Source organism: Pelagicoccus albus, from assembly GCF_014230145.1.
Lineage (GTDB): Bacteria > Verrucomicrobiota > Verrucomicrobiia > Opitutales > Opitutaceae > Pelagicoccus > Pelagicoccus albus.
Map to the genome: position 1 here is coordinate 1235651 of NZ_JACHVC010000012.1, position 20367 is coordinate 1256017.

The 20367-nt window shown below is 53.2% G+C and carries 17 protein-coding genes; 9 read left to right on the forward strand and 8 right to left on the reverse strand.

The annotated features are described in order from the left end of the window. Window positions 1–39 precede the first annotated feature (39 nt). Both H5P27_RS14800 and H5P27_RS14805 read left to right on the forward strand, forming a co-directional pair. Entirely contained in the window at window positions 40–960 is a 921-nt protein-coding gene (locus H5P27_RS14800; RefSeq protein WP_185661167.1) for a branched-chain amino acid transaminase, read from the forward strand. Between the two features lie 132 nt (window positions 961–1092). Further along, window positions 1093–3027: an acyltransferase family protein gene (locus H5P27_RS14805; RefSeq protein WP_185661168.1), complete on the forward strand. Its 1935-nt coding sequence runs from the start codon at window positions 1093–1095 to the stop codon at window positions 3025–3027. Between the two features lie 107 nt (window positions 3028–3134). Here H5P27_RS14805 and bamJ read toward each other — a convergent pair whose 3' ends face one another. Beyond that, window positions 3135–3893, reverse strand: coding sequence for a BamJ family beta-barrel-assembly machinery protein (gene bamJ, locus H5P27_RS14810; protein WP_185661169.1), 759 nt, complete (start codon window positions 3891–3893; stop codon window positions 3135–3137). 164 nt (window positions 3894–4057) lie between these two features. Between bamJ and H5P27_RS14815 the strand changes: the two genes are divergently transcribed. Further along, window positions 4058–5449 carry a sulfatase-like hydrolase/transferase gene (locus H5P27_RS14815; RefSeq protein ID WP_185661170.1) on the forward strand — a complete coding sequence of 464 codons (1392 nt, stop codon included), beginning with the start codon at window positions 4058–4060 and terminating at the stop codon, window positions 5447–5449. Window positions 5450–5461: 12 nt separating this feature from the next. Here the strand turns inward: H5P27_RS14815 and H5P27_RS14820 are convergent, their stop codons facing one another. The 5 genes from H5P27_RS14820 to H5P27_RS14840 all read right to left on the reverse strand — a co-directional run bounded on the left by H5P27_RS14820 (window position 5462) and on the right by H5P27_RS14840 (window position 11507). Further along, window positions 5462–6697, reverse strand: a complete 1236-nt coding sequence (locus H5P27_RS14820; RefSeq protein ID WP_185661171.1) for a peptidylprolyl isomerase — start codon at window positions 6695–6697, stop codon at window positions 5462–5464. Between the two features lie 145 nt (window positions 6698–6842). After that, the gene (locus H5P27_RS14825) at window positions 6843–8843 is read right to left on the reverse strand and encodes a heavy metal translocating P-type ATPase (protein ID WP_185661172.1); all 2001 of its coding nucleotides are present in this window, start codon (window positions 8841–8843) and stop codon (window positions 6843–6845) included. Window positions 8844–9095: 252 nt separating this feature from the next. Next, complete coding sequence (locus H5P27_RS14830) at window positions 9096–9530, reverse strand: hypothetical protein (RefSeq protein WP_185661173.1); 435 nt, start codon at window positions 9528–9530, stop codon at window positions 9096–9098. Window positions 9531–9717: 187 nt separating this feature from the next. Beyond that, window positions 9718–11028 (reverse strand): MGH1-like glycoside hydrolase domain-containing protein, encoded by a 1311-nt coding sequence (locus tag H5P27_RS14835; RefSeq protein WP_185661174.1) that lies wholly within the window; start codon window positions 11026–11028, stop codon window positions 9718–9720. 131 nt (window positions 11029–11159) lie between these two features. Beyond that, the gene (locus H5P27_RS14840) at window positions 11160–11507 is read right to left on the reverse strand and encodes a zinc ribbon domain-containing protein YjdM (protein ID WP_185661175.1); all 348 of its coding nucleotides are present in this window, start codon (window positions 11505–11507) and stop codon (window positions 11160–11162) included. 119 nt (window positions 11508–11626) lie between these two features. Here H5P27_RS14840 and H5P27_RS20245 point away from each other — a divergent pair, with 119 nt between their 5' ends. Both H5P27_RS20245 and H5P27_RS14850 read left to right on the forward strand, forming a co-directional pair. Beyond that, window positions 11627–11974, forward strand: a complete 348-nt coding sequence (locus H5P27_RS20245) for a VF530 family protein (protein ID WP_185661176.1) — start codon at window positions 11627–11629, stop codon at window positions 11972–11974. A gap of 43 nt (window positions 11975–12017) precedes the next feature. Continuing rightward, window positions 12018–13316 (forward strand): DEAD/DEAH box helicase, encoded by a 1299-nt coding sequence (locus H5P27_RS14850; RefSeq protein WP_185661177.1) that lies wholly within the window; start codon window positions 12018–12020, stop codon window positions 13314–13316. Between the two features lie 15 nt (window positions 13317–13331). Here the strand turns inward: H5P27_RS14850 and H5P27_RS14855 are convergent, their stop codons facing one another. Next, window positions 13332–15071: a GAF domain-containing hybrid sensor histidine kinase/response regulator gene (locus tag H5P27_RS14855; protein ID WP_185661178.1), complete on the reverse strand. Its 1740-nt coding sequence runs from the start codon at window positions 15069–15071 to the stop codon at window positions 13332–13334. Window positions 15072–15497: 426 nt separating this feature from the next. Here H5P27_RS14855 and H5P27_RS14860 point away from each other — a divergent pair, with 426 nt between their 5' ends. Next, on the forward strand, window positions 15498–16265 hold the full coding sequence (locus H5P27_RS14860) for a TSUP family transporter (protein ID WP_185661179.1): 768 nt from the start codon (window positions 15498–15500) through the stop codon (window positions 16263–16265). Window positions 16266–16446: 181 nt separating this feature from the next. After that, window positions 16447–16863, forward strand: a complete 417-nt coding sequence (locus tag H5P27_RS14865) for a Spy/CpxP family protein refolding chaperone (protein ID WP_185661180.1) — start codon at window positions 16447–16449, stop codon at window positions 16861–16863. Window positions 16864–16894: 31 nt separating this feature from the next. Here H5P27_RS14865 and H5P27_RS14870 read toward each other — a convergent pair whose 3' ends face one another. Beyond that, a complete protein-coding gene (locus H5P27_RS14870) occupies window positions 16895–17776 on the reverse strand; it encodes a cation diffusion facilitator family transporter (RefSeq protein ID WP_185661181.1) in 882 nt (293 codons plus the stop codon). A 115-nt stretch (window positions 17777–17891) separates the two neighbouring features. On the opposite strand from H5P27_RS14870, the gene H5P27_RS14875 reads away from it, so the two are divergent. Together H5P27_RS14875 and H5P27_RS14880 are read left to right on the forward strand one after the other, a co-directional pair. Next, window positions 17892–18365 carry a magnesium-dependent phosphatase-1 gene (locus H5P27_RS14875; RefSeq protein ID WP_185661182.1) on the forward strand — a complete coding sequence of 158 codons (474 nt, stop codon included), beginning with the start codon at window positions 17892–17894 and terminating at the stop codon, window positions 18363–18365. A gap of 226 nt (window positions 18366–18591) precedes the next feature. Continuing rightward, window positions 18592–20355: an MbnP family protein gene (locus tag H5P27_RS14880; RefSeq protein WP_221774727.1), complete on the forward strand. Its 1764-nt coding sequence runs from the start codon at window positions 18592–18594 to the stop codon at window positions 20353–20355. Window positions 20356–20367: the final 12 nt, after the last annotated feature.

Here is a 20367-nt window from a genome sequence, read left to right on the forward strand (position 1 = left end):
CATCCGCTCGACGCCCATAAGACTAATCGCTATATTGCTATGGAAGAAACTCAGTTCATTTGGCATGGGGGCAAGTTGATCCCTTGGAAGGAAGCGACGGTGCATGTGATGACTCATGCTCTGCACTATGGCTCTTCGGTCTTCGAAGGTATCCGTGTTTACGATACTCCGAATGGACCTGCTTATCTTTGCTTAGAGCGGCACCTGAAACGTTTCTACGATTCGGCTCGGATCTATCGCATGACCATGCCGTTTGAGCAGGACGAGCTTACCCGAATTTGCCATCAGGTGATTACCGCCAATGGCTTGAAGTCAGCTTACGTTCGGCCGCTCGCATTTCGCGGCTACGGACCCATTACGGTCTATGGCAACAGCGACCCTGTAGAAGTCACGGTGGCCGCTTTCCCCTGGGGTGCTTATCTCGGGGAAGATGCATTGGAGAGTGGAGTGGATGTGGGCGTGTCTAGCTGGACTCGTGTCGCTCCGAATACTCTGCCCACCATGGCCAAAGCGGGCGGCAACTACCTTTCCTCACAGCTGATAACCATGGAGGCGCATCGGCATGGATACACGGAAGGGATCGGACTAGACGCTTCCGGTCACTTGAGCGAAGGAGCTGGGGAAAATATTTTCGTGGTTCGCGATGGGGTTTTGTATACCCCACCCATCACGGCGGCGATCTTGCCCGGCATTACTCGCAGCATCACTATCGATTTGGCTCAACGGCTTGGCTACGAAGTGCGGGAGGAGAGCCTTCCGAGAGAGCTGCTGTACGTGGCGGACGAGGTCTTCATGACCGGTACGGCGACGGAAATCGCTGCTATTCGCTCGGTAGATGGTTTGGCTGTTGGATGCGGAAAGCGAGGACCGGTGACAGAGAAGCTGCAGAAGGCATTCTTTGGCCTATTTGATGGCAGCACCGAAGATTCGCAAGGCTGGCTAGAGCTAGTTGAAAGCTAGACAGGGCATGAGCACGGTATTTGCTTAGTCTGGGATTCGTCGATTGCTAGGGCTAAAGCAGAGTATCGCTGGGGCGATTCTCCTGTTTGATGCCTTTGTTTCGACAATTAAGCCGATAACCCTTGATCGAAAATGCTTAAATACAGACCAGACATCGATGGGCTTCGCTCCATCGCTGTACTTCCCGTGGTTTTGTTTCACGCGGGATTAGGATTTCCCGGAGGATTTGTCGGGGTCGACATCTTTTTTGTTATCTCCGGTTTCTTGATTACGAGCATCATTTTGAAAGACCTGAAAAAGGGCACTTTCAGTTTGGCTCGTTTCTGGGAGCGTCGCATTCGCAGGATCGTGCCGGCGATGTCGGTGGTCACTTTTTCGAGCCTCTTGGCTGGCTGGTTCTTTTTGATGCCAGATGACCTGATTGATTTGGGTAAGGTAACGCTGGCACAGGTCGCAGGGGTGGCGAATTTCTATCTCTGGCTGACCTCTGGCTACTTCAGTGTAGCTGCGGAGTTGAAACCGTTTCTTCACTACTGGTCATTGGCGGTGGAGGAGCAGTATTATGTCGTTTTCCCGTTGATCTTAGTCTTCGTCGCCAAATACGGGCAAATGCGATTCTTTCGGACGATCATTGTTATTTTTGCGGTCGGGATCGTCGTGGGTGTGGTCGGAACGTGGGTTAAGCCGAATGCGGCATTTTATCTTTTGCCTACCAGAGCTTGGGAATTGATGGTCGGCTCCATTCTCGCGGCCTTGCCCTACAGTTTTATCAATAGGTATGAAGTGCCGCGTTGGATAAGAGAGGCAGCGAGCTTGCTAGGGATGGGGGTTCTATTTCTATGTTTTTTCCAGTACGACCACGATACTCCTTTTCCCGGAGTCGGGGCTTTGCCGCCGGTTTTGGCGACTGGATTGATTATTTGGGGTGGGGAAAAAGGAAACACTTGGCTCTCTCAAATTTTGTCCCTGCAGGCTCTGCTTTTTATCGGACTGATTTCCTACTCCTTGTACCTGTGGCATTGGCCTGTGATGGCATTTTCGCGCCATATTTTGAGTGGAGAACCCAGCCTCGCAATCAAATGGGGGATGGTACTGGCGTCCTTTGTACTAGCGGTTTTATCATGGAAATATATCGAAGGACCGTTTCGAAAGGCGGGTACTTGGCTTACACGTAAGCAGGTTTTCAGCGGTTTCGCCTTTGTATCCGTTTCGATGGTACTGGTGGGTTGTTTGTTTGTGGCGAATGACGGTTTTAAATCCCGAATTGGAGATGAGCATCTTCGCTATCGTGCGGTAGGCATCGAAACGGAGTTTGGGGTCGAGCGTGTGAGTATTGAAATGTTGGAAGAGGGGTCTGTTCCAGAGCTCTCGAGCCGTGAAAATGATGTATCAGGGCAAGTCGATTTGCTGCTCTGGGGAGACAGCCATGGTGGCGCGGTAAGTTACCGTCTTGCCAAGATGTGCCAAGAGGCAGGAGTCAACGCTAAGAGTGCGTACCGGGAAGGTCTTACACCGCTTCTTGGCTACGAGACGACTAATCCGGATCCAGATAAAAAGGCGATGTCGATCCCTTGGAACGAAGCGGTCTTTGATTACATTAAAGAGGCTCGCCCGCGAAACGTATTGCTAGTCGGATACTGGGCTCAAGGCCACATTGAGTATCCCGATCAAAAGGAAGAATTCGCCACACAGCTCCTCGCTACCGTCTCTGCTCTGAACGAGTTAGGGACGAAGGTTTGGATTATGCGGACGGTTCCAATCTACGAGGGAGATCTTCCCAAAAGGATGGTACGTGCTTCCATGAATGGCTCGGAGATCGAAGATCTAGGGCAATCACTTGAGGAGTATCGCGAAAAGTCTAGCGCTCAAGATGAGGTTTTTGACCAGCTGGTAGAACTAGGGGTTACTATCTTGGATCCTGAACCTCATGTCACGGAAGAGGGACGAGGAGTTCTTTTGGTAGACGACAAGCCTGTTTATTTCGATAACCACCATTTTACCCGTAGTGGTACCGAGCTTTTGGAACCAGTGTTTGAGCCGCTGCTCGAAGCCTGCGCGATTCAATAAGCTTGAGCGTTAGTCTCGGACTGTATCCGGTTTTTAGATATAAAAACTCCTCGCGTTGGTTTTTCGCGAGGAGTTGGAAAAGTCGGTTCTTTGTTTTCGGTCCTGGACTAAAGGATGTCCAAAAGTTCGACGTCGAAGATCAAGGTCGATCCAGCTGGAATCTTGCCTGTCGCTTGGTTGCCATAGGCGAGATCGGCGGGGATGTAGAACTTAAACTTGTCGCCTTTATTCATCAACTGCAGGCCTTCGATCCAACCTTTGATGACACCGGTTACGGGAAACTCGATCGGTTCACCGCGTTGTACGGAGCTATCAAAGACGGTGCCGTCGATCAGTGTACCATGGTAGTGGACCTTCACGGTGTTGCTTGGGCTAGGCTTTTCTTCGGATCCGCTGGAGCTGACGATCTCATATTGCAGACCGCTTTCGGTGGTTTGCACTTCGGCGCGTTCCGCGTTTTGGGCTAGGAAATCAGCTCCGGCGGCGTTGTTCTTGGCTGAAGCGGCTTGGGCTTCTGCTTCGATCTTGGTGCGAAGTTCGTTAAATGCGGCCATCAACTCACCCTGGCTCACAGCGGGCTCCGCTCCGTCGAGCGCATCCTGGATGCCTCCGAAGAGAGCATCGACGTCAACTGTCATGGAAGGATCTCTGGCCAACTGGGATCCCATCTGCATACCGATGCCGTAGCTCACCTTTTTCTCCAGGGTATCGTAGGCGATCGCCTGGGTTTCAACTGCAGGAGTTGTTTCTACAGCTTCTTCCGGAGCGGCGGTCTCTTCGGGTTCTGGCGACTTGCCGCAAGCGGTCAAGGCGACTAGGGCGATCGCTGCGCTGGCAGCGTAGGAAAGGGTATGTATTTTAGACATAGGTCGGCGATTAATGGTGTAGGACGAGGCTATGACAAGCAGTAAGGCTTCTTCGTTGTACGGAGCGTTGCGTCATCCTGAATTTAGTTGAAGGGGTCTAGACAGGGTCCTTTGCGAAAAGATCCGATGCTTTCTGTGGCTTGGAACTTGCTGAAGTTCTCGCGGTGAAATCACTTCCTTTCCTCTTCATAACCCTATTTTCGGCCCTATCTCTATCGGCAGAGGAGCGTCCCAATGTGCTTCTCATCTATGTCGATGATCTCGGATACGGGGACCTCGCTGTGCAAGGGCATCCTGTCCTGCAAACTCCGCATTTGGATCGGCTAGCGGGGGAGGGCCTTCGCTTAACCCGCTATTACGCTCCTTCCGCTCTTTGTTCTCCCTCTCGCGCTTCCTTGATGACGGGTCGCATGCCGTATCGGACTGGAGTGAAAAGTTGGATACCGGAGGGAAGCGGTATCTATTTGAAGGAAAATGAGACCACGATTGCCGAACTTCTCAGGGACAGCGGCTATGCTACAGCTCTGATCGGAAAGTGGCACCTCAATAGCGACCTGGGCGATGCATCCCAACCCCAACCTAAAGATCACGGTTTTGATTTCAGCTACGGAAATAACGCTTTTCAGATCCCGACTAATCATAATCCGACCAACATTTTTCGAAATGGGGAAGCCCTCCCCGTGCAAGAGGGCTACACGGCCCAACTTTATGTCGACGAGGCGATGAGCTGGCTCGATTCTCAAGCTCCAGAAGAAAAGCCTTTCTTTCTGTTTTTGTCGATGAACGAGCCGCATACGACTATCGAAAATCCTGCTGAGTTTAACGCTTTGTATTCGGAATATACGGACGGTGAGATCATACCGATCCCTTCGGGAGAAGGGGTTCCGAAGGAAAAGCTGATTCCACGAGGGCCCGGCGAATATTACGCTAACATTACTTACATGGACTTTCAGCTCGGCCGTTTGTTGGAAGATCTTGAACGGCGGGGTTTGGCGGAAAATACGCTCGTGGTATTCGCCAGCGATAACGGGGCGGTCACTTCGGACTGGATCAATTGGTGGGAGGTTAACGCCTATGGCTCGACGGGCGGCTACCGTGGGCGTAAACACTTTTTGTATGATGGTGGTCTGCGAGTTCCTGCGATCTTGAAGCTACCCGGTGTTATCGAATCTGGAGAGTCGGACGAATTTGTAATCGGTATGGATATTTTCAATACAATCGCAGGGCTCTGCGGAGTGGAAGTGCCTACGGACAGGCCTATCGATGGGATCGATATTTCTCCGCTTTTTCAGGGTGGCAGTTTGCAGCGAAAGGTCGCGACGCTTTGGGCGCTGCCCACGCCCGAAGGTAAGGACTTTGCCTACCGCGAGGGCGATTGGAAACTGCTGCTCGACTCGGACGGGAGTCCAGTAGAGCTCTACGACTTGAAGTCCGATCCTCTCGAACTCTTCGATTTGCTCGATTCTCAAAGTGAGAAAGGAGCCGAGTTAGCGGAAGGCTTCAGATCCAAGCTGGCCGAAATCCAGGCGGATCCTTTGCTATCCGAAGATTCCTGAGAAATCCGGCGACTAGTTGCTGGCGGGACGCCGGTTGGCGAGGAAGGTGCCTTCTACGTTGAAGTAGTCTCCTGCCCCGGAATAGCTCTCGAAGATGTGAACAAACACAGTTCCAGAGGAGTTTTTGGTCCAATCGAAGTAGATCTGCATGGTTCGCAATCCTGAAAATTCCACGTATAGCTGATCTCGATCCTCAAGGGGAGACCAGTAGTATTTGTCAATCGTTCCGGCACTTTCTCCGAAGGAATATGTGCCCCCGGTCGTGTCATTTAGCGACAAGCCTAGCGTTCCGAGGTCGCCCAGAGTGATTGTCAGGTTGGTTCCGGTTCCGTCTACCAGATAAGGTGAAGTGATTTCCGTGACTTCAAGGAAGACTTTCCCGTCGCTGGCGAGAGGTGCACTCACATCGATGCTATGCTCGGACTCGACGTCGTAGTCAGGCTCCAGGCTCTCGTCTGTCTCCCAGTTTTCAAGATCGGTAGACTGTTTGATTAAGTAGTTCGCGTTGATGCGGCGGTCGAAGCGAGCCACTTGAGGAGTGGCCTGAAGGTCCATTTTGATTTCTGGAAACAGAACGTTAGGAACATCGTAGTTTCTAGGATCGAACTGCTGAGCTTCGGTGCCAACGCGGAGAATCGTAACTTCGTTGATCACTACGTCGGTAATTGGTTTGTGATTGCTGGCATCAGGATCAATCACGGGTACCTCCGATATTGCCTCCACATTTTCCAGTCCGTCTACGATCTCGCCGAAAACTGCATATTTGCCATCAAGCCAAGCGGTTGGTTCGACGGTAATGAAGAACTGGCTTCCGCCAGAGTTGGGGCCACTATTGGCCATGGAGAGAATTCCGCTCTTTGAGTGCGTAAGATCGGCCCTTATCTCGTCCGGAATTCCATACCCTGGCCCGTCAGTTCCGAGTCCGTTGGGAGATCCGCCTTGGATCATGAAGTCTTCGATAACCCGGTGAAAGGTCAGCCCGTTGTAGAACTTTTCGGAGGTAGCGGTTTGCTCTTCCGCATCCCAGATGAGGACCGATCCTTCTGCCAAACCGACAAAATTGGCGACCGTGAGGGGGACGAGGTCGTAGTAGAGCTTGGCGGCAAATTCTCCCTGGCTGGTCGAAAACACTGCGTAGACGCCATCTTCGCTAGGCGTAAAGGCGATATCCGCAGCGTTGGCTAGGCGCGTTGCAAGGAGAAGTGAAAAGCCAGCGAGGCTGAGGGAGAGGGTTCTTTTGAGAATCACAGGGCAAAATAAGGGTTTGCGGAAAGTCCCACTTGGATAGGGCGGGAATACCGCCTTTTACGAGTTTCTTCCGAGTTTGGCTTCAGGTAATTTCGATTTTTCTATCTCTGCCCAGCTCGTTGCAGAAGCGCTTTTCGCAGCGACTTCAGTTGGAGCGATTTTTTATGGCAAGCAGTCTTAGTCCATTCAGGCAAACTAGTACTGTAGAGCCCTCGTGTCCGACCACTCCTAATGGCAGCGGAATTCCGATGCTCAAAGAAAATGAAACCAAAATGACGATCACAAGGAGCGCGAAGCTGAGGTTTTGGGCAACGATAGCTCTGCTTCTACGTGCCAGGTTCAAGGCTGCGGCGAGCCGATTAAGTCTGTTGCTAAGCAGGACGACGTCTGCTGTTTCCATGGCTACGTCCGTTCCTGCTGCTCCCATGGCGATACCGACATGGGCTGCGGCGAGAGCTGGAGCGTCGTTAACGCCATCACCCACCATTGCGACTTTTCCCTGTTCGTTTAGTTCTTGTATGATGCGGAGCTTGTCTTGCGGGAGCAGTTCGGATCTGACTTCGTCGATTCCTAGAAGTCGGGCTGTGGTTTCGGCTACTTGATGGGCGTCACCCGTTAACATAACAATTCTTTCAACTCCGATCGTTTTCAGGCGCTCGATGGCATCGGCGGTGTCCTCGCGAATGTTATCGGCCACCGTAAGCATACCGAGAGCGGTTTTGAAAGTGCCGTCAGGCTTGGATTGGGCGAGTAGCAAGGTGGTTTCTCCGTGGGACAGGGCTTCTGCAACTAGGGCCTCCTCCGCTACTTGGAGTGTGCCGCCAAGTTCCTTGAATAGGCTGGGGCTTCCGATGAAGCAGTCCATGCCCGCGACTGTTGCCCTAGCTCCTTTGCCCAGTATGGCTTCGAAATTCTGAATATCCAAACTCTCTAGTCCCGCTTTTAGAGCTGCTTCTTGGATTGCTCCAGCGATGGGATGCTCCGAATGGTTCTCCAAGGAGGCTGCTATTTGGATCAGCTTGAGTTTTCGTTTTTCCTGGTCGGCCTCGCCGTGAATACCTAGCGGAAAGGCGACTGCGGACTGGAGGGTAGGTTTGCCGGAGGTCAAAGTTCCTGTCTTGTCGAAAGCTACGATATCGACGGCTGCCAAACGCTCGAGATGTACTCCTCCTTTAAAAAGTATTCCTTGGCGTGCCGCCCCAGCGATCGCTGATAGAAAGGCTGCTGGTGTGCTTATGACCAAAGCGCAGGGAGATGCGACCACCATTACGGTCATGGCTCGGTAGAAGCTGCTTGAAAGGTCAGCTCCTGCCAGGGTGGGTGGAATTATGATCAGACCCAGAGTGAATAGGATGATGGCCACTGCGTAGTACCTCTCTGCCTTTTCCAGAAAGCGCTCGGTTTTGGCTTTGCGTGCCTGAGCGTGCTCTACCATCGCGATGATGCGAGTCAGGGTAGATTCCGAGGACGGACTGGTGACTCGATACAGGAGGCTTCCGGTTTGGTTGATGGTACCAGCAAATAGCTTCGAGCCGCTTTCTTTATACACGGGTAACGCCTCGCCGGTTAGGGAGGATTCGTCGACGCTGCCGTGACCCTCTGTAACCTCACCATCCAAGGCTATCCGTTCACCTGGCTTGAGTCGGGCAATGGTCCCGATTTTGACAGAGTCAACTGCGACGCGTTCGAAGCGCTCTCCTACTTTGCAAAGTACCTCGGTAGGACGTAGCTGCATGAGGGCTTGGATCGCTTGGCGGGAACGATCCAAGGCATGGTTTTGCAAGACGTTTGAGAGAGAGAAAAGAAAGAGTAGCATGCCACCTTCGAAAGGTGCTCCCACATAGGCGGCGCCCAAGGCTGCAAGGACCATTAGTAAGTCGACGTCCACTTCTCCTTTTCGCAAAGAGGCTAGGCTCTCTCTTAACCCAAAATACCCGCCTGAAAGGTAACAAATCGTGTAGAGCGCTTGAGATACTAGGGGGTCGCTATTCAGGGTTTCCAGAAGAATGCCGGCGGCGAGGGTAGCGCCGCAGGTAAGCATAAGCCTAAGTTCCCAACTCGATTTTTGTTTACCCTCGGTTATTGGGGTGTCTTGGGGCTTGAGTTCCCCTTCTGACGGGGAGGGGCTGCAAACCTCAGTCTTCATCGTTGAGAATCCCTTTCGGGGAGTGCGACGCCTTCGCAGTTGGTCATGATCTTGTTCGGGGGCAGTCCCGTAACTCGGCGGAGCTCTTTGAGGCGCTGTCGAAAGCTAGGGACGTTGGCAACTTGACCAATTAAAGCGTCTTTGGCGAAACGTTTTGCGTCAAAAACGGGGGAGACGGTTTACACAGGGCTGCGTCCTTAGGGGCGGGCTATTTTCGAGGCGGGCGTTTTACTGGGGGGAGGGGAAGGTGCTTCAGCTAGCGTATTGCAGGCATTGAGCGAGGCGTTCGGACTCCATTTGCTCGATGGCGAAAAGGTACTCCTTTAAGCGCCATTGTCGCCAGGCCTGTGCGTATCGCTCGGTCCATTGCAAGGCGATTTGATCGCGATCGTAGTTGCCGCTCTCTCCTTGTATCCAGATTTCAGATTCGATTTCTTTCATCTGGTCCAAGGTTTCGGCGAGCTGATCGACGATGACGTTTTCGATGACCAAGAACTTGGCGATCTCGACGAGCTCATCGTTGTCTTTTTTCGATTTTAGCAGTTTTCGAAATTCGTCCCGCTTGGTGCTGTAAAAACGTTCTAAGGCCTCGATATGTCGCTGGAGGCGACCGGCGTGCCAAAGTTGCTCGAGGATTCGACGTTCCGCTTCATGGGTGTCGGTCTTGTCTAAGGAAAGTTGTGACATGGGTAGTGTGAGTCTTCGCGTGGGGTTTCGCGTGGGTTTAAAGATACTCTTTATATCGGATAAAGTAGTGGGTTTTTCCGCTCAAAGCACATCCATGGCATCGCTTTTTCGATTGCTTTACACTGATGCGGGATCGTTTGTATTTTTTTTATACTACAAGCTACCCAAATTCTTGGCTAAGTCGAATTTAGCTATCTGTGGAGGGGGATGCCCAGGCTAGCCAGATGGCAGCGGTCCAAGTGAAATGGTTTCCTCCAGAGCCTTCGCCTGTCATGGGGTCGAAGTACTCGAAGAAGCCTGATTCTTGGATAACCTTGCGGGTGTCGAGTCGGATACGAGTGGCTTTTTCTTCGAAGCCATATTCCTCAAGCCCGCGGGCGATGAGGTAGTTTACGATAGCCCAAGTGGGCCCACGCCAGTAGCGGCGCGAATCGAATTTTGGATGTTGGGGATCGAAGCTTGGTACGCTATATGGTGCGGCGTCCAATATTCGGCTAAGTGTTTTTTGTAGTTTTGCGTCTCGTTTGGGTTTGGTAATTCCTCCGTAGTAGCTCAGGAAGCCTACGCTCGATACTCCGTCGGCGTGTTGCCCGGTGCGCAGGTTGCGGGCCGAGTAGGCGTTTATTTCGTCGTTCCAGAGGTAGCTTGCGGCTATCTGGTCTCGGTAGAGCCACGTGTCGATTTCATGCACGGCGGATTCCTTGTCCAGGTACTTGGCCAAGGCTTGCAGGTCGCGATCCGCTCGCATGAGGATAAAAGTGATGCCCGGATCCGCTACGGCGAAAGGTCCCTCTCGGGTGATCTGGGTGTGGTCCCAGCCGCAGTCGCGGCCATACTCAACCAGTTTGATGTAGCGGTCGTACTCGGCGTTGGTTGGCCGCATGGCGGCGTCGACGTGGCCGAGGTCCTTACGTTGGTAAGGGGTGACTCCGGTTGGGTCGACGTCGGCGAGGGCGTCGTCCCAGTCCGGCGAATTATCTCGTCCGGATTCCCACGGGTGGGTCACGGCGATGGCGGAACCGCCTGAAATGACGCGCATGGTGTGGAACCAGCGGTGCCAACGCATCAGGCGAGGGAAGAGTTCGGGGAGGCGTTGTTTCCCGATTTCAGGATTCTTCTCGTAAAGGTCGCGGACAATGGTAGCCGCCACGGGTGGCTGAGAGCAGCCGGAGGTCGGGACGTCATGTGTACCACCCCATACTTTGGGGCCGGGAAAGTAGGATGGCGAATCGCGGCGGAAAACGATATGGGCCGCCATGCCGTTTTTCCATTGTCCTTGGAAAAGTGATTCGACCTCGGTCCAAGCTCGATCGAGGTCGATCTCGGAGAAGCCTAGAGCCACGAACATGGAGTCCCAGTTCCACTGATATGGATAGAGGCCTTTGGTGGGCAGAGTGTAGTCTCCCCAAGAGTTTTCCCGCAGGATCTGGATGGCTCTTTTATCTAGATCGTACCCGGGCTTTTTGAGCGATGTATCGTCTGTGGAAAGTGATTTCATGCAGAAGCTCAGCCGGCCACTTTTTGGTATGGGAGGGTTTCAGTGATCGGCATACCGATTATGAGCATTGTTTATGCCGGATGGCTGGTTGCTTAAAATTGGCCTCTATCCTTGTGGGCAGCTTTCCAGCTTTAACTTTTTTTCACGAATTCGGACTTTAGCTTCATGCCTCCGAAGCCCGGAATTTTACAATCTATGTTGTGATCGCCCTCGCAGAGACGGATGTTTTTGACCTTTGTTCCTGCCTTGAGATCGCCTTGGGCTCCTTTGACTTTCAGGTCTTTGATCAGGGTTACGGTGTCGCCGTCGGAGAGGGTGTTGCCGTTGGCGTCTTTGACAGATTCATCGGTTTGGCCTGCCGCAGCGTTTTCCGCGTCTTGGGCGGTCCACTCGTGCCCGCAGTCAGGGCAGGCGAAGAGGGGGCCGTTTTCATAGGCGTACTCGGAGTCGCATTTTGGGCAATTTGGTATTTCGCTCATAGGGCAGTCGGTTTGATGGTCTCCTTCTCGGGGAGTGTGGGGTTTTGGGGCGAGTTCTGTGGAGAGGCAAGGCGATTGCGTGTTGACCTTGGCTCCGGATTTCCAGCTGATTTCGCTTTATGAGCGAGGCGGCGAAAAAGGACCCGATGCATGGGAAGACTCTTCAGGATATGTTGACTGAGCTTGTTGAGAATATGGGGTGGGAAGAGTTGGCCTCTAGAATTTCGATAAACTGTTTCGCCAACGATCCTAGCATCTCTTCCAGCCTGAAGTTTTTGCGGAAAACGCATTGGGCCAGGGCAAAGTTGGAGTCAGTCTACAGGGAGTCGATCGGGCTAGAGCCGCTCGCCCGAAAGCCGAAGCCAAAAGATTTGAAGCGAGATACTTCCGATCGCCAGGCCACCCCGCCTATCCAAAACAAGATCAACCCTTGGACGGGCCGGGCGTACGACGATAAGAGCAGGTGAAGACCTTGCTTTGCCGGCAAATCGAGTGCAGTGGTGTTCGGCAATGTCATTTGAGTCGCTAGCTTTACCGAACTTCCTTCTCCGTTCGCTGGAGAAATTGGGTTATGCGGAACCTACTCCCATTCAAGCGGAGGCGATTCCGCTTATCCTCGCGGGAAAAGATCTGCGAGCGGCGGCCCAAACCGGTTCCGGCAAAACCGCCGCGTTTGCCCTCCCGATTTTACAAGGCCTTTCGGCCGCTCAGGAACAGAGCAGGAAACCGCGATATCTTGTCCTGGTGCCGACGCGTGAGCTGGCGGTGCAGGTGGCGGAAGCGTTTGAACGCTATGGTGAAAAAGCTCCGAACATGGCTCGCGTGCTCGCCGCGTACGGCGGTGTCGGCTACGAGGCTCAGATGAAGTTGGCCTACTCGGGAGTAGAGGTAGTGGTGGCGACGCCGGGCCGCTTGATCGATTTGGTGGAGCGTCGCTCCTTGGAGTTGGACGAAGTTGAGCTTCTGACCTTGGACGAGGCGGACCGTTTACTGGCTCTCGGGTTCTCCGAGGAATTAAACCAGATCTTGGACATGCTTCCTCCCAAGAGGCAAAATCTTCTGTTCTCCGCGACTTTTCCGCAGGGGGTGGTTTCGCTGGCGGATGCTTTACTCAAGGAACCAGCTAGGATCGAACTGGAGTCAGCTTCGAAGCCCGCCGAAAAGATTCGTCAACGCGCCATCGAGGTTTCTGCCAATACGAGGACCGGTCTGCTGCGCCATTTGTTGGAGGTAGAAGGCTGGGACCTCGTTTTGGTTTTTGTTAGCTCTAAGCGTCGAGCGGACAATGTAACTGCCAAGCTCGTGAAAAACGGAATCAAGGCGGTTGCCTTGCATGGGGATATGAGTCAGGACAAACGGGCCCGCTCGCTGCAGAAGTTCAAAGACCGGAAAGTTCGGATTTTGATGGCGACCGATGTGGCTGCCCGAGGAATCGATATCGTGGGGCTCCCCTGCGTGATCAACTATGATCTGCCCAGAGCTCCCGCCGACTACGTACATCGCGTGGGGAGGACTGGACGAGCGGGAGGCGATGGGGTCGCCATCACCTTCGTCACGGAAGAGACCGATTTTCAATTTCAGCAGATTCAAAAGAAGAATGGAATGGATCCAGTCGCGAGAGAGCGGGTGGTGGGCTTTGAGCCGGAAAGCTGGAATCCGGTGAATCCCGGCAAAGGCAAGGCCCCGGTCAAGGGCAAGCGACCCAGTAAGAAGGACAAGCTTCGCCGGGCGGCTGCGGAGAATGCTGAAAGCGAATCTGCCGCAGATCCGTGGAAGTCGGCTCTCCGCAAGACTCGCAGCAAGTCTTAAATCTCGTCCCCGGCTCTAGATGGGAAGAGGGGATTGGCCTTCAAGTACCCTTTGGATGACCGACTCCAGGTTTTTAATCTTAAAGGGCTTCGAGAGGTATTCGTCCATGCCTGTTGCGATAGCCCGCTCGCGAGCGTAGGCCTCGTCGTTTGAGGTCATACCAATGATGGGCACGTCTTTGTTGATCACGCCACAATCGCCGCTGCGGACGAGTCTGGTGAGCTGAAGTCCATCGATGGTGGGCATCTGTAGGTCCATCAGCACAAAGTCATAGGGGTGGCGGGCAATAAATCCCTTGGCGGATTCCCCGCCTTTGGCCCAAGTCGGGCAGGGGTATCCGAGGCCTTTGATGAATTGCTCAACGAGCAGATAGTCGTCGGGATTATCCTCCACGACCAGAATGTTGCACTTCTCGTGTGGCTTGGAAGGCGAAGCCCGGGAGCCGATCGTCGTTCTAGCCACTTGTGGGGCGGCACTGTCGTAGTCGAACTCGAAGTTTAAGGTGAAGGTCGAACCATGGTTTTCTTTGGATTCGAGATGGATTTTCCCACGGATACCAGAGACTAGGCGCTCGACCACGGCCAGTCCCATGCCCACTCCTCCATGCTTGCGTGTGAGCGAGGAATCGATCTGCCGGAATGGTTCGAAAACGGTACTCTGCTCGGCGAGGGGGATTCCGCAGCCGGTGTCTTCGATCGTGAATTGTAGGGCCAGGGTCCGATTGGGGGTCGGCTGGGTTTGGGCTGTGATTTTGACCCCGCCTTTGGTGGTGAACTTGATCGCGTTCTCGATCAGGTTGAAAAGGATTTTCTTTAGTCCTTGGGCATCTGCCAAAACGGATCCGCTGAAGTCTCCCAAGTGGATGAAGTCGAGGTTTAGCTTTTTGCGCTTTGCCTCGGGCGCAAGATCGCAGGACACGGATTCGGCGAGTTGAACGGGATCGCAAGAGGTGTATCGAGCTCGCAGATCGCGGTCGGCTAGATTGCTGTAGTCGATCATGCTATTGAGCATTTGGAGCAAATGGTCACCGCTGCTCTCGATCGTTTTAGCGAGAGATCGTTGTTCCTCAGAGTTCTCCTGCATGCTGAGGAGTTGGGAGTAACCGAGAATTGCGTTCAGGGGCGTGCGGACTTCGTGACTGAGCATGCCCAAGAATTCTCTTTTGGCTGCTTCTGATTGCTCCTGGGCCTCGATGGCATCGTAGGCCTGTTTTTCTGCGATCTTCGAAAAGTAGCTGGCGGCAATGAATTCAGCGAACAGGCACATGAGCTCGCCCGTTTCCTGATTCAGGGAAGGGCATTCCAGCAGGTCGTCCGCGGATAGGTAGCCCCTTGGTTGCCCCGCTTGGTAGAGGGGAGCGGTGAAATGGATTCCGTGTCCGATGATACCTCCTGCGGAATCTCGCAAAGGGCTATTGGTTTCCACGAAGTAATGAGGAGCTTTGGACCAGGCTTCCCGCTGCGGGCCGACTGACACGTGATCAAATACTCGGCTCTGCCGCTCATCGACCACGGATCCATGCTCATCTACTCCGAAAGTGCCGCGAAGGGCGTGGAAGCCCCCGTCGAATAGCCAAACACTTAGTCTGCTGAATCCGAGTACCTCCCGTCCGCGGGATATAGCGATTCGCATGACTTCATCTGGATCGTTTGCTTGGCCCAATTCGAGTGCGACTTCCCGAATCAAGGATACTTTGCTTTTCAGAAACCCGGGTGGGGCCTCCGGAATTGGGAGGGTGACTGTGTTTTCTCGCATTTTCTTTTGCTCCGCCCTTTTGGGTTTGGGCAGGGACGGGTCACCAGCTCTCAAGTCTGAGGGATGAGACCCTGGGGAGGTTTAGCGATTAACTAGCTGTGGTTACGGGGGGTGGGAAGGAAAATTAAGATGCCGCAGGGTTGCTGAAGCCCTGCGGCTAAAGCCCTTGGTCTAACTGTGTAGGCATGCTTTCGAACTGAGACCTGTCTAAAAGGATCCGAGGTATTAGGGTAAGGGGCTTCGAAACTCAGAATACAGCGAAATTACGGAGCAAAAGAAAGCGTTTTCTGACTTTCAGAATGCGATTTGTCCAAATTAGTAATCGCACTGATCTTTTTAAGTTAGGTTAATAGGGAGATTTATAGGGGTTTAAGGGTTTTCCACCTAATCTCGACTGGCAGGCTTATAGCTGCAGCGCGATCTTGTATGGAAAGTGATTTCATTTTCGGGCTGTTGTTGGTCTTGTTCCTAGTAGCTATTGCTGCGGGTTTCATCGATACCTTGGCAGGTGGCGGGGGACTTATCGCCTTGCCAGCATTGCTCGCGGTGGGCATTCCGCCTCTAGCTGCCCTTGGAACTAACAAGCTCCAGGGAAGTGTAGGCACCGGCACTGCTGCGTTCTTGATGTTTAAGACCGGCAGAATCCAGAGGGCGGATATGTTGCCCCTGATGGGCATCGCGTTTCTTGCGTCCGCTTCTGGATCAGTAGCCGTCCAGTTTGTAGACGTTGCGGTGCTTGAATTACTCATCCCAATCGCGCTCGTAGCGACAGCCATTTTCTTCATCTTCAGTTCCGCCAGCGCCTTGGGCACAAGTAAATCTGCACGTCGCCAAACTCTTTTTAGGCGATTGGCGGTACCGGTCATTGGCGCCTACGACGGGATGCTAGGCCCGGGGACGGGGTCCTTCTTTTCGCTGGCAGGTGTTAGCCTGTTGGGGAGAGATCTTCCTCTTGCGACGGCTGGGGCGAAAGCCCTCAACTTTGCGACCAACATAGCATCGCTCATCGTTTTCCTCAGTTATGGAAAGGTAGTTTGGGTGGCTGGAGGCGTCATGATTCTCGGGCAATTACTGGGGGCCTATCTTGGTTCGCATTGCCTCTTTCGGATTAACCCGAATTTTCTGCGTCTCCTAGTGGTAGGGATGTGCTTCGCTATGCTTATTCGCTTCGGCTTCACTCGGGATTGGTGGTGAGCGAGTTGGGAAGTTTTCCCCAATCTTGATTTTCAGGAGGGCTGGAAAATGGGAAATAGTCCCTTGTATCTGTGTTTGGAGAGGTGCGGAAACTAAAGAGATAAATAGTTTAGTTGTTGTGGAGTAGCAAGTTACGAGTTGAGTTTTCCGGCTGGTATGGCGTTTGCAAGGACGGTGGCCTATGAAATTCAACAAACTGACAAAGATTATCACAGCTGGGCTGGCGCTTGCGTTGGCAACAATCGGTTTTTCTCAAGATGCGGATGCCCAGGATGGATTCGAAATCCAGGGCGTGCTCTCTGAGCTAAACCTAAGCGAGGAGCAAACGACTCAGGTCGAATCCATCCTCAAAGAGGCGCGGGAGAGCCGCCGAGAAATTTTTGAAAAGCACGGCATCGAGAAGGGTGAACGCCCGGATCGGTCAACGATGAAAGAAGCCATGGGTGAGCTCAAAGCGGCGAGGGCTCAAACGGATAGCCGCTTAGCTGAGGTTTTGGATGAGGATCAGCTGGCGAAATTCAAATCGGCTCGCAAATCTGCGGCCAAAAAGGGATTTCGAGCCAGGAAGGAAAAGCGAAACGGGAAAAGCGATTTTTAGGAGTACTATCGCTCTTTCCAAAAAGACCGGGCTAGCGTCCCGGTCTGCCTGCTGGCTCCACGTGGGTCATGACGTGGCTGATGCGAAGCTCCTCTTGCGAGAGGAGCTTGTCCTTGAACTTGTGGGCGATTGCGTGGCCCGCGGTAACCGTGAGGTTTCCATCCACCTCGAGGTGGACGTCCACTAGGTGCTGGGTCCCGCTTTTTCGTACTTGCAGAGATTCCAGTCTGACGAGCCCTGGGGTTTCTTTCGCAGCATTTTCTATCTGTTCGGCGAGCTTTTCGCCGACGTCTCTGTCGAGTAGCTCATCGAGGGAAGGGCGGGCGAGTTGTACCGCGTTGTAAATTATGAGCCCGCTAACAAGTAGGGCGGCCACGTCGTCTGCACTAGCGAAACCTTCCCCGGCGAACACTGCGATGCAGACTCCGATCAATACTCCTAGCGAGGTGAACGAGTCCATGCGGTGGTGCCAGGCTTCAACTTTCAAGGCAGTGCTGTCGGAGGCCTCGCTGCCTTTCATAAGCCAACGAAAGAGGATTTCCTTTCCGATGATGATAGCAATCAAAGCAGGGATGACGTAAGGGGCGGGAACCCCGTGCGGTTCGAGTAGTTCCCTTATGGCGTTGATCCCGATCAGGATGGCGGAGACGACTAGGGCGCAGGCTGCGATGAGTCCGGCGATCGATTCCGCCTTGCCGTGACCGTAGGGGTGTTCCGCATCTGGCTCCCTATCAGCAACCCTCAAGCCGTTCCAGACAACCAGTGAGGAGAATACATCTGCGATGGATTCTATGCCGTCCGCGATCAACGCGTAGGAGTTCCCCCAGAATCCGACCAGCAGCTTTCCCGTTGCGAAAGCGAGGTTGGACATGGCGCTGATTGCCCCGAATTTTTCCCGAGAGTCTACGTTCATGGAGAGCTTAAGCTAGGGTGGAACTAAGCTGTTGGGGGCCGATGGGTGGTCCCGACATTTCAATCTCAAAAGGGGTGGCTTTTCTCATCCGCTCTGCTTGTTTCGGACTGTGGATATGGCCCAAGCCCCATTCAAGCTCGTTGTTTTTGATCTAGACTTCACGGTTTGGGATGCGGGTGGCGTGTGGTGCGATTGCCTCGAGCCTCCTTTTCGTAAGGAGTCAGGAAAGGTCGTAGATTCAAGGGGCTCTGTCGTTTTGGTTTACGACGGAATCCAGCGGGCTTTGCGACTCTTGAATGATTTGGGAGTGCCGATCGCAATTGCTTCCCGTACCACGCGGCCTGATTGGGCGAGAACCTTGCTCGATCTACTAGAGCTCAGAGCCTTCTTCTCCTATGAAGAGATTTATCCCAGTTCAAAAGTCCGACATTTCGAGGCCTTGCGTCGGGATTCGGGTGTGGATTACGAAGAGATGCTCTTTTTCGACGATGAGTCCCGTAACATCGTGGAGGTTTCGGAGTTGGGAGTGAAGGCGGTGCTCGTTCGCGAAGGGTTCAGTCCCGCTTTGTTCGGGCAAGCGTTTCGCTAGGTCGCCTATGTAGGAAAAGCGAGCGGAAGCTCATAAGTTTCGATAATCCGGGATCTCCCTCAGAATCAGCCCTCGTGGTCAATTTCGACTCTGTTTCTAGTGGATTCCACTTAATTGAACCTAATATCTTCTATCAGCTTTACTTCACAAAGATTTTACTAAAAGAGCTCTTTCGATGGAGCCTCATTTGACAACACCCAGCTCAGGGGGCAGTCGACGTGCGAAAGTGTCGCTGTTTCTTAGTTGCTACCTCGTGTTGATGCTTTTGGGGCTTCCTTTAGCAGCTCATGGTGGTGAGTTAGTCCTACGTCTAGAACCGCACTTTGACGGAAAACCACTCCGCTTGGGGGAGGCTAATTTGTTCCCGGATGGCAGTTCGGTGACTATCGGTCGTTTTGACATGTTGCTTTCCGGATTCGCATTGCAGACGGATACGGGCCAGTGGTTAGACGCGGCGGATTATTTGGTGGGCTTGATTCGGGCTGACAAGGGGCGTTATTCGGTTGATTTGGAGTCGATTCCTGCGGGGAGCTATCGGGCTATTCGCTTTCAGGTTGGTTTGTCAAAAAATCTAAATGATTCGGACCCCAATGAGATCCCGGAGGAGCACGCCCTGCATCCCGTAACCTCTGGCCTGCATTGGGGGTGGACCGGCGGTTATATCTTTTCCGCTTTTGAAGGGAGCGTGCGCGATTCGGAGGGCGTCACCCACGGGTTCTCCTATCATTTGGCAAACGATGGGAATCAAGTCGCGGTAGAGCTTCCAGTTTCATTTGAAAGCAAACGGATGCAGACTGTGGCAATTGGCTTCGATCTGCGGGAGCTTTTTGACCGTTCTTCAGGTTTAAATCCCTGGTCGGGACAGGGATTTACTCACTCGCGTCAAGGAGACCCGCTAGCTCTCACTGCAAGGTCCGCTGTTTCGCGTTCGTTCGAAACGCCGGTCTATTATCCAGAGATTTACCAAACGCAAATACAGCGCTTGGATGGGGCGAGGCGTGCTCGAGGAGCCGTGTACCCGCTGAATATCTCCAATCGCCTTCCCGTGCTCGATTTGGGGGAACGAATGCCGACCATGGAGGGCGTTGCTCTTGGCAAAAAGCTCTTCGAAGACCCAGTGCTTTCTTCAGATGGCAAAGTCTCGTGTGTTTCTTGCCACGATAGGAGTCATGCATTTACGGATACAAAAGCGTTAAGCTCAGGTGTCGGAGGTAGACTTGGAAGGCGAAATTCGATGCCCTTGTTCAATCTCGCTTGGTCCAAACACTTTTTTTGGGATGGTAGAGTTTCGAATCTGGCTGAACAAGCTTTGCATCCGTTGGTGGACCCTAATGAGATGGGAGAAACGCTTCCTTCAGTTATTTCCAAATTGGAGGCTGATGAAGAATACGTCCGCGGATTCGAAAAAGCGTTTGGAGCTGAAGAGATCGAACCGGAGCTGATCGGCTTAGCGATTGAGCAATTTCTTCTTACCTTGGTTTCCCAGGATTCGCGGTTTGACCGAGCGATGCGTGGGGAAGTCGAACTCACGGATCAGGAAAAGGAAGGCTTCAGTCTCTTTGTCACGGAACACGATCCGAAACGGGGGCTACGTGGGGCTGATTGTTTTCATTGTCACGGCGGCTCTCTGTTCGTGAGCAAGGAATTCGCTAACAACGGGCTTGGCGTTGACTCCGCCGATTTAGGGCGTTTCGAGGCGTCTAATAAGAAAATGGATACGGGAAGCTTTAAGGTTCCCTCCTTGCGCAACGTAGCAGTAACTGCCCCCTACATGCACGATGGGCGTTTTGCCTCCCTGGAGGCAGTGGTTGAACACTACAATTCCGGGGTTCAGCGGGGGGCGTTTCTGGACCCAAACCTTTCCAAACATCCGGCGGCGGGCCTGCAGTTAACCGATAACGAAAAAGCTGCCCTTGTCGCCTTTCTCGAAACTTTGACCGACCCACAGTTTATCGAGCGAGAAGCTGAAATAGCATCCTCCTCCCTTTGACCTTAAATTCGT

Bases quoted from the DNA above. Each gene is read 5' to 3' on its own strand.
- H5P27_RS14800 (WP_185661167.1), top strand. From the start codon at position 40: ATGGAAGAAACTCAGTTCATTTGGCATGGGGGCAAGTTGATCCCTTGG.
- H5P27_RS14805 (WP_185661168.1), top strand. From the start codon at position 1,093: ATGCTTAAATACAGACCAGACATCGATGGGCTTCGCTCCATCGCTGTA.
- bamJ (WP_185661169.1), bottom strand. From the start codon at position 3,893: ATGTCTAAAATACATACCCTTTCCTACGCTGCCAGCGCAGCGATCGCC.
- H5P27_RS14825 (WP_185661172.1), bottom strand. From the start codon at position 8,843: ATGAAGACTGAGGTTTGCAGCCCCTCCCCGTCAGAAGGGGAACTCAAG.
- H5P27_RS14830 (WP_185661173.1), bottom strand. From the start codon at position 9,530: ATGTCACAACTTTCCTTAGACAAGACCGACACCCATGAAGCGGAACGT.
- H5P27_RS14835 (WP_185661174.1), bottom strand. From the start codon at position 11,028: ATGAAATCACTTTCCACAGACGATACATCGCTCAAAAAGCCCGGGTAC.
- H5P27_RS14840 (WP_185661175.1), bottom strand. From the start codon at position 11,507: ATGAGCGAAATACCAAATTGCCCAAAATGCGACTCCGAGTACGCCTAT.
- H5P27_RS20245 (WP_185661176.1), top strand. From the start codon at position 11,627: ATGAGCGAGGCGGCGAAAAAGGACCCGATGCATGGGAAGACTCTTCAG.
- H5P27_RS14850 (WP_185661177.1), top strand. From the start codon at position 12,018: ATGTCATTTGAGTCGCTAGCTTTACCGAACTTCCTTCTCCGTTCGCTG.
- H5P27_RS14855 (WP_185661178.1), bottom strand. From the start codon at position 15,071: ATGCGAGAAAACACAGTCACCCTCCCAATTCCGGAGGCCCCACCCGGG.
- H5P27_RS14860 (WP_185661179.1), top strand. From the start codon at position 15,498: ATGGAAAGTGATTTCATTTTCGGGCTGTTGTTGGTCTTGTTCCTAGTA.
- H5P27_RS14865 (WP_185661180.1), top strand. From the start codon at position 16,447: ATGAAATTCAACAAACTGACAAAGATTATCACAGCTGGGCTGGCGCTT.
- H5P27_RS14870 (WP_185661181.1), bottom strand. From the start codon at position 17,776: ATGAACGTAGACTCTCGGGAAAAATTCGGGGCAATCAGCGCCATGTCC.
- H5P27_RS14875 (WP_185661182.1), top strand. From the start codon at position 17,892: ATGGCCCAAGCCCCATTCAAGCTCGTTGTTTTTGATCTAGACTTCACG.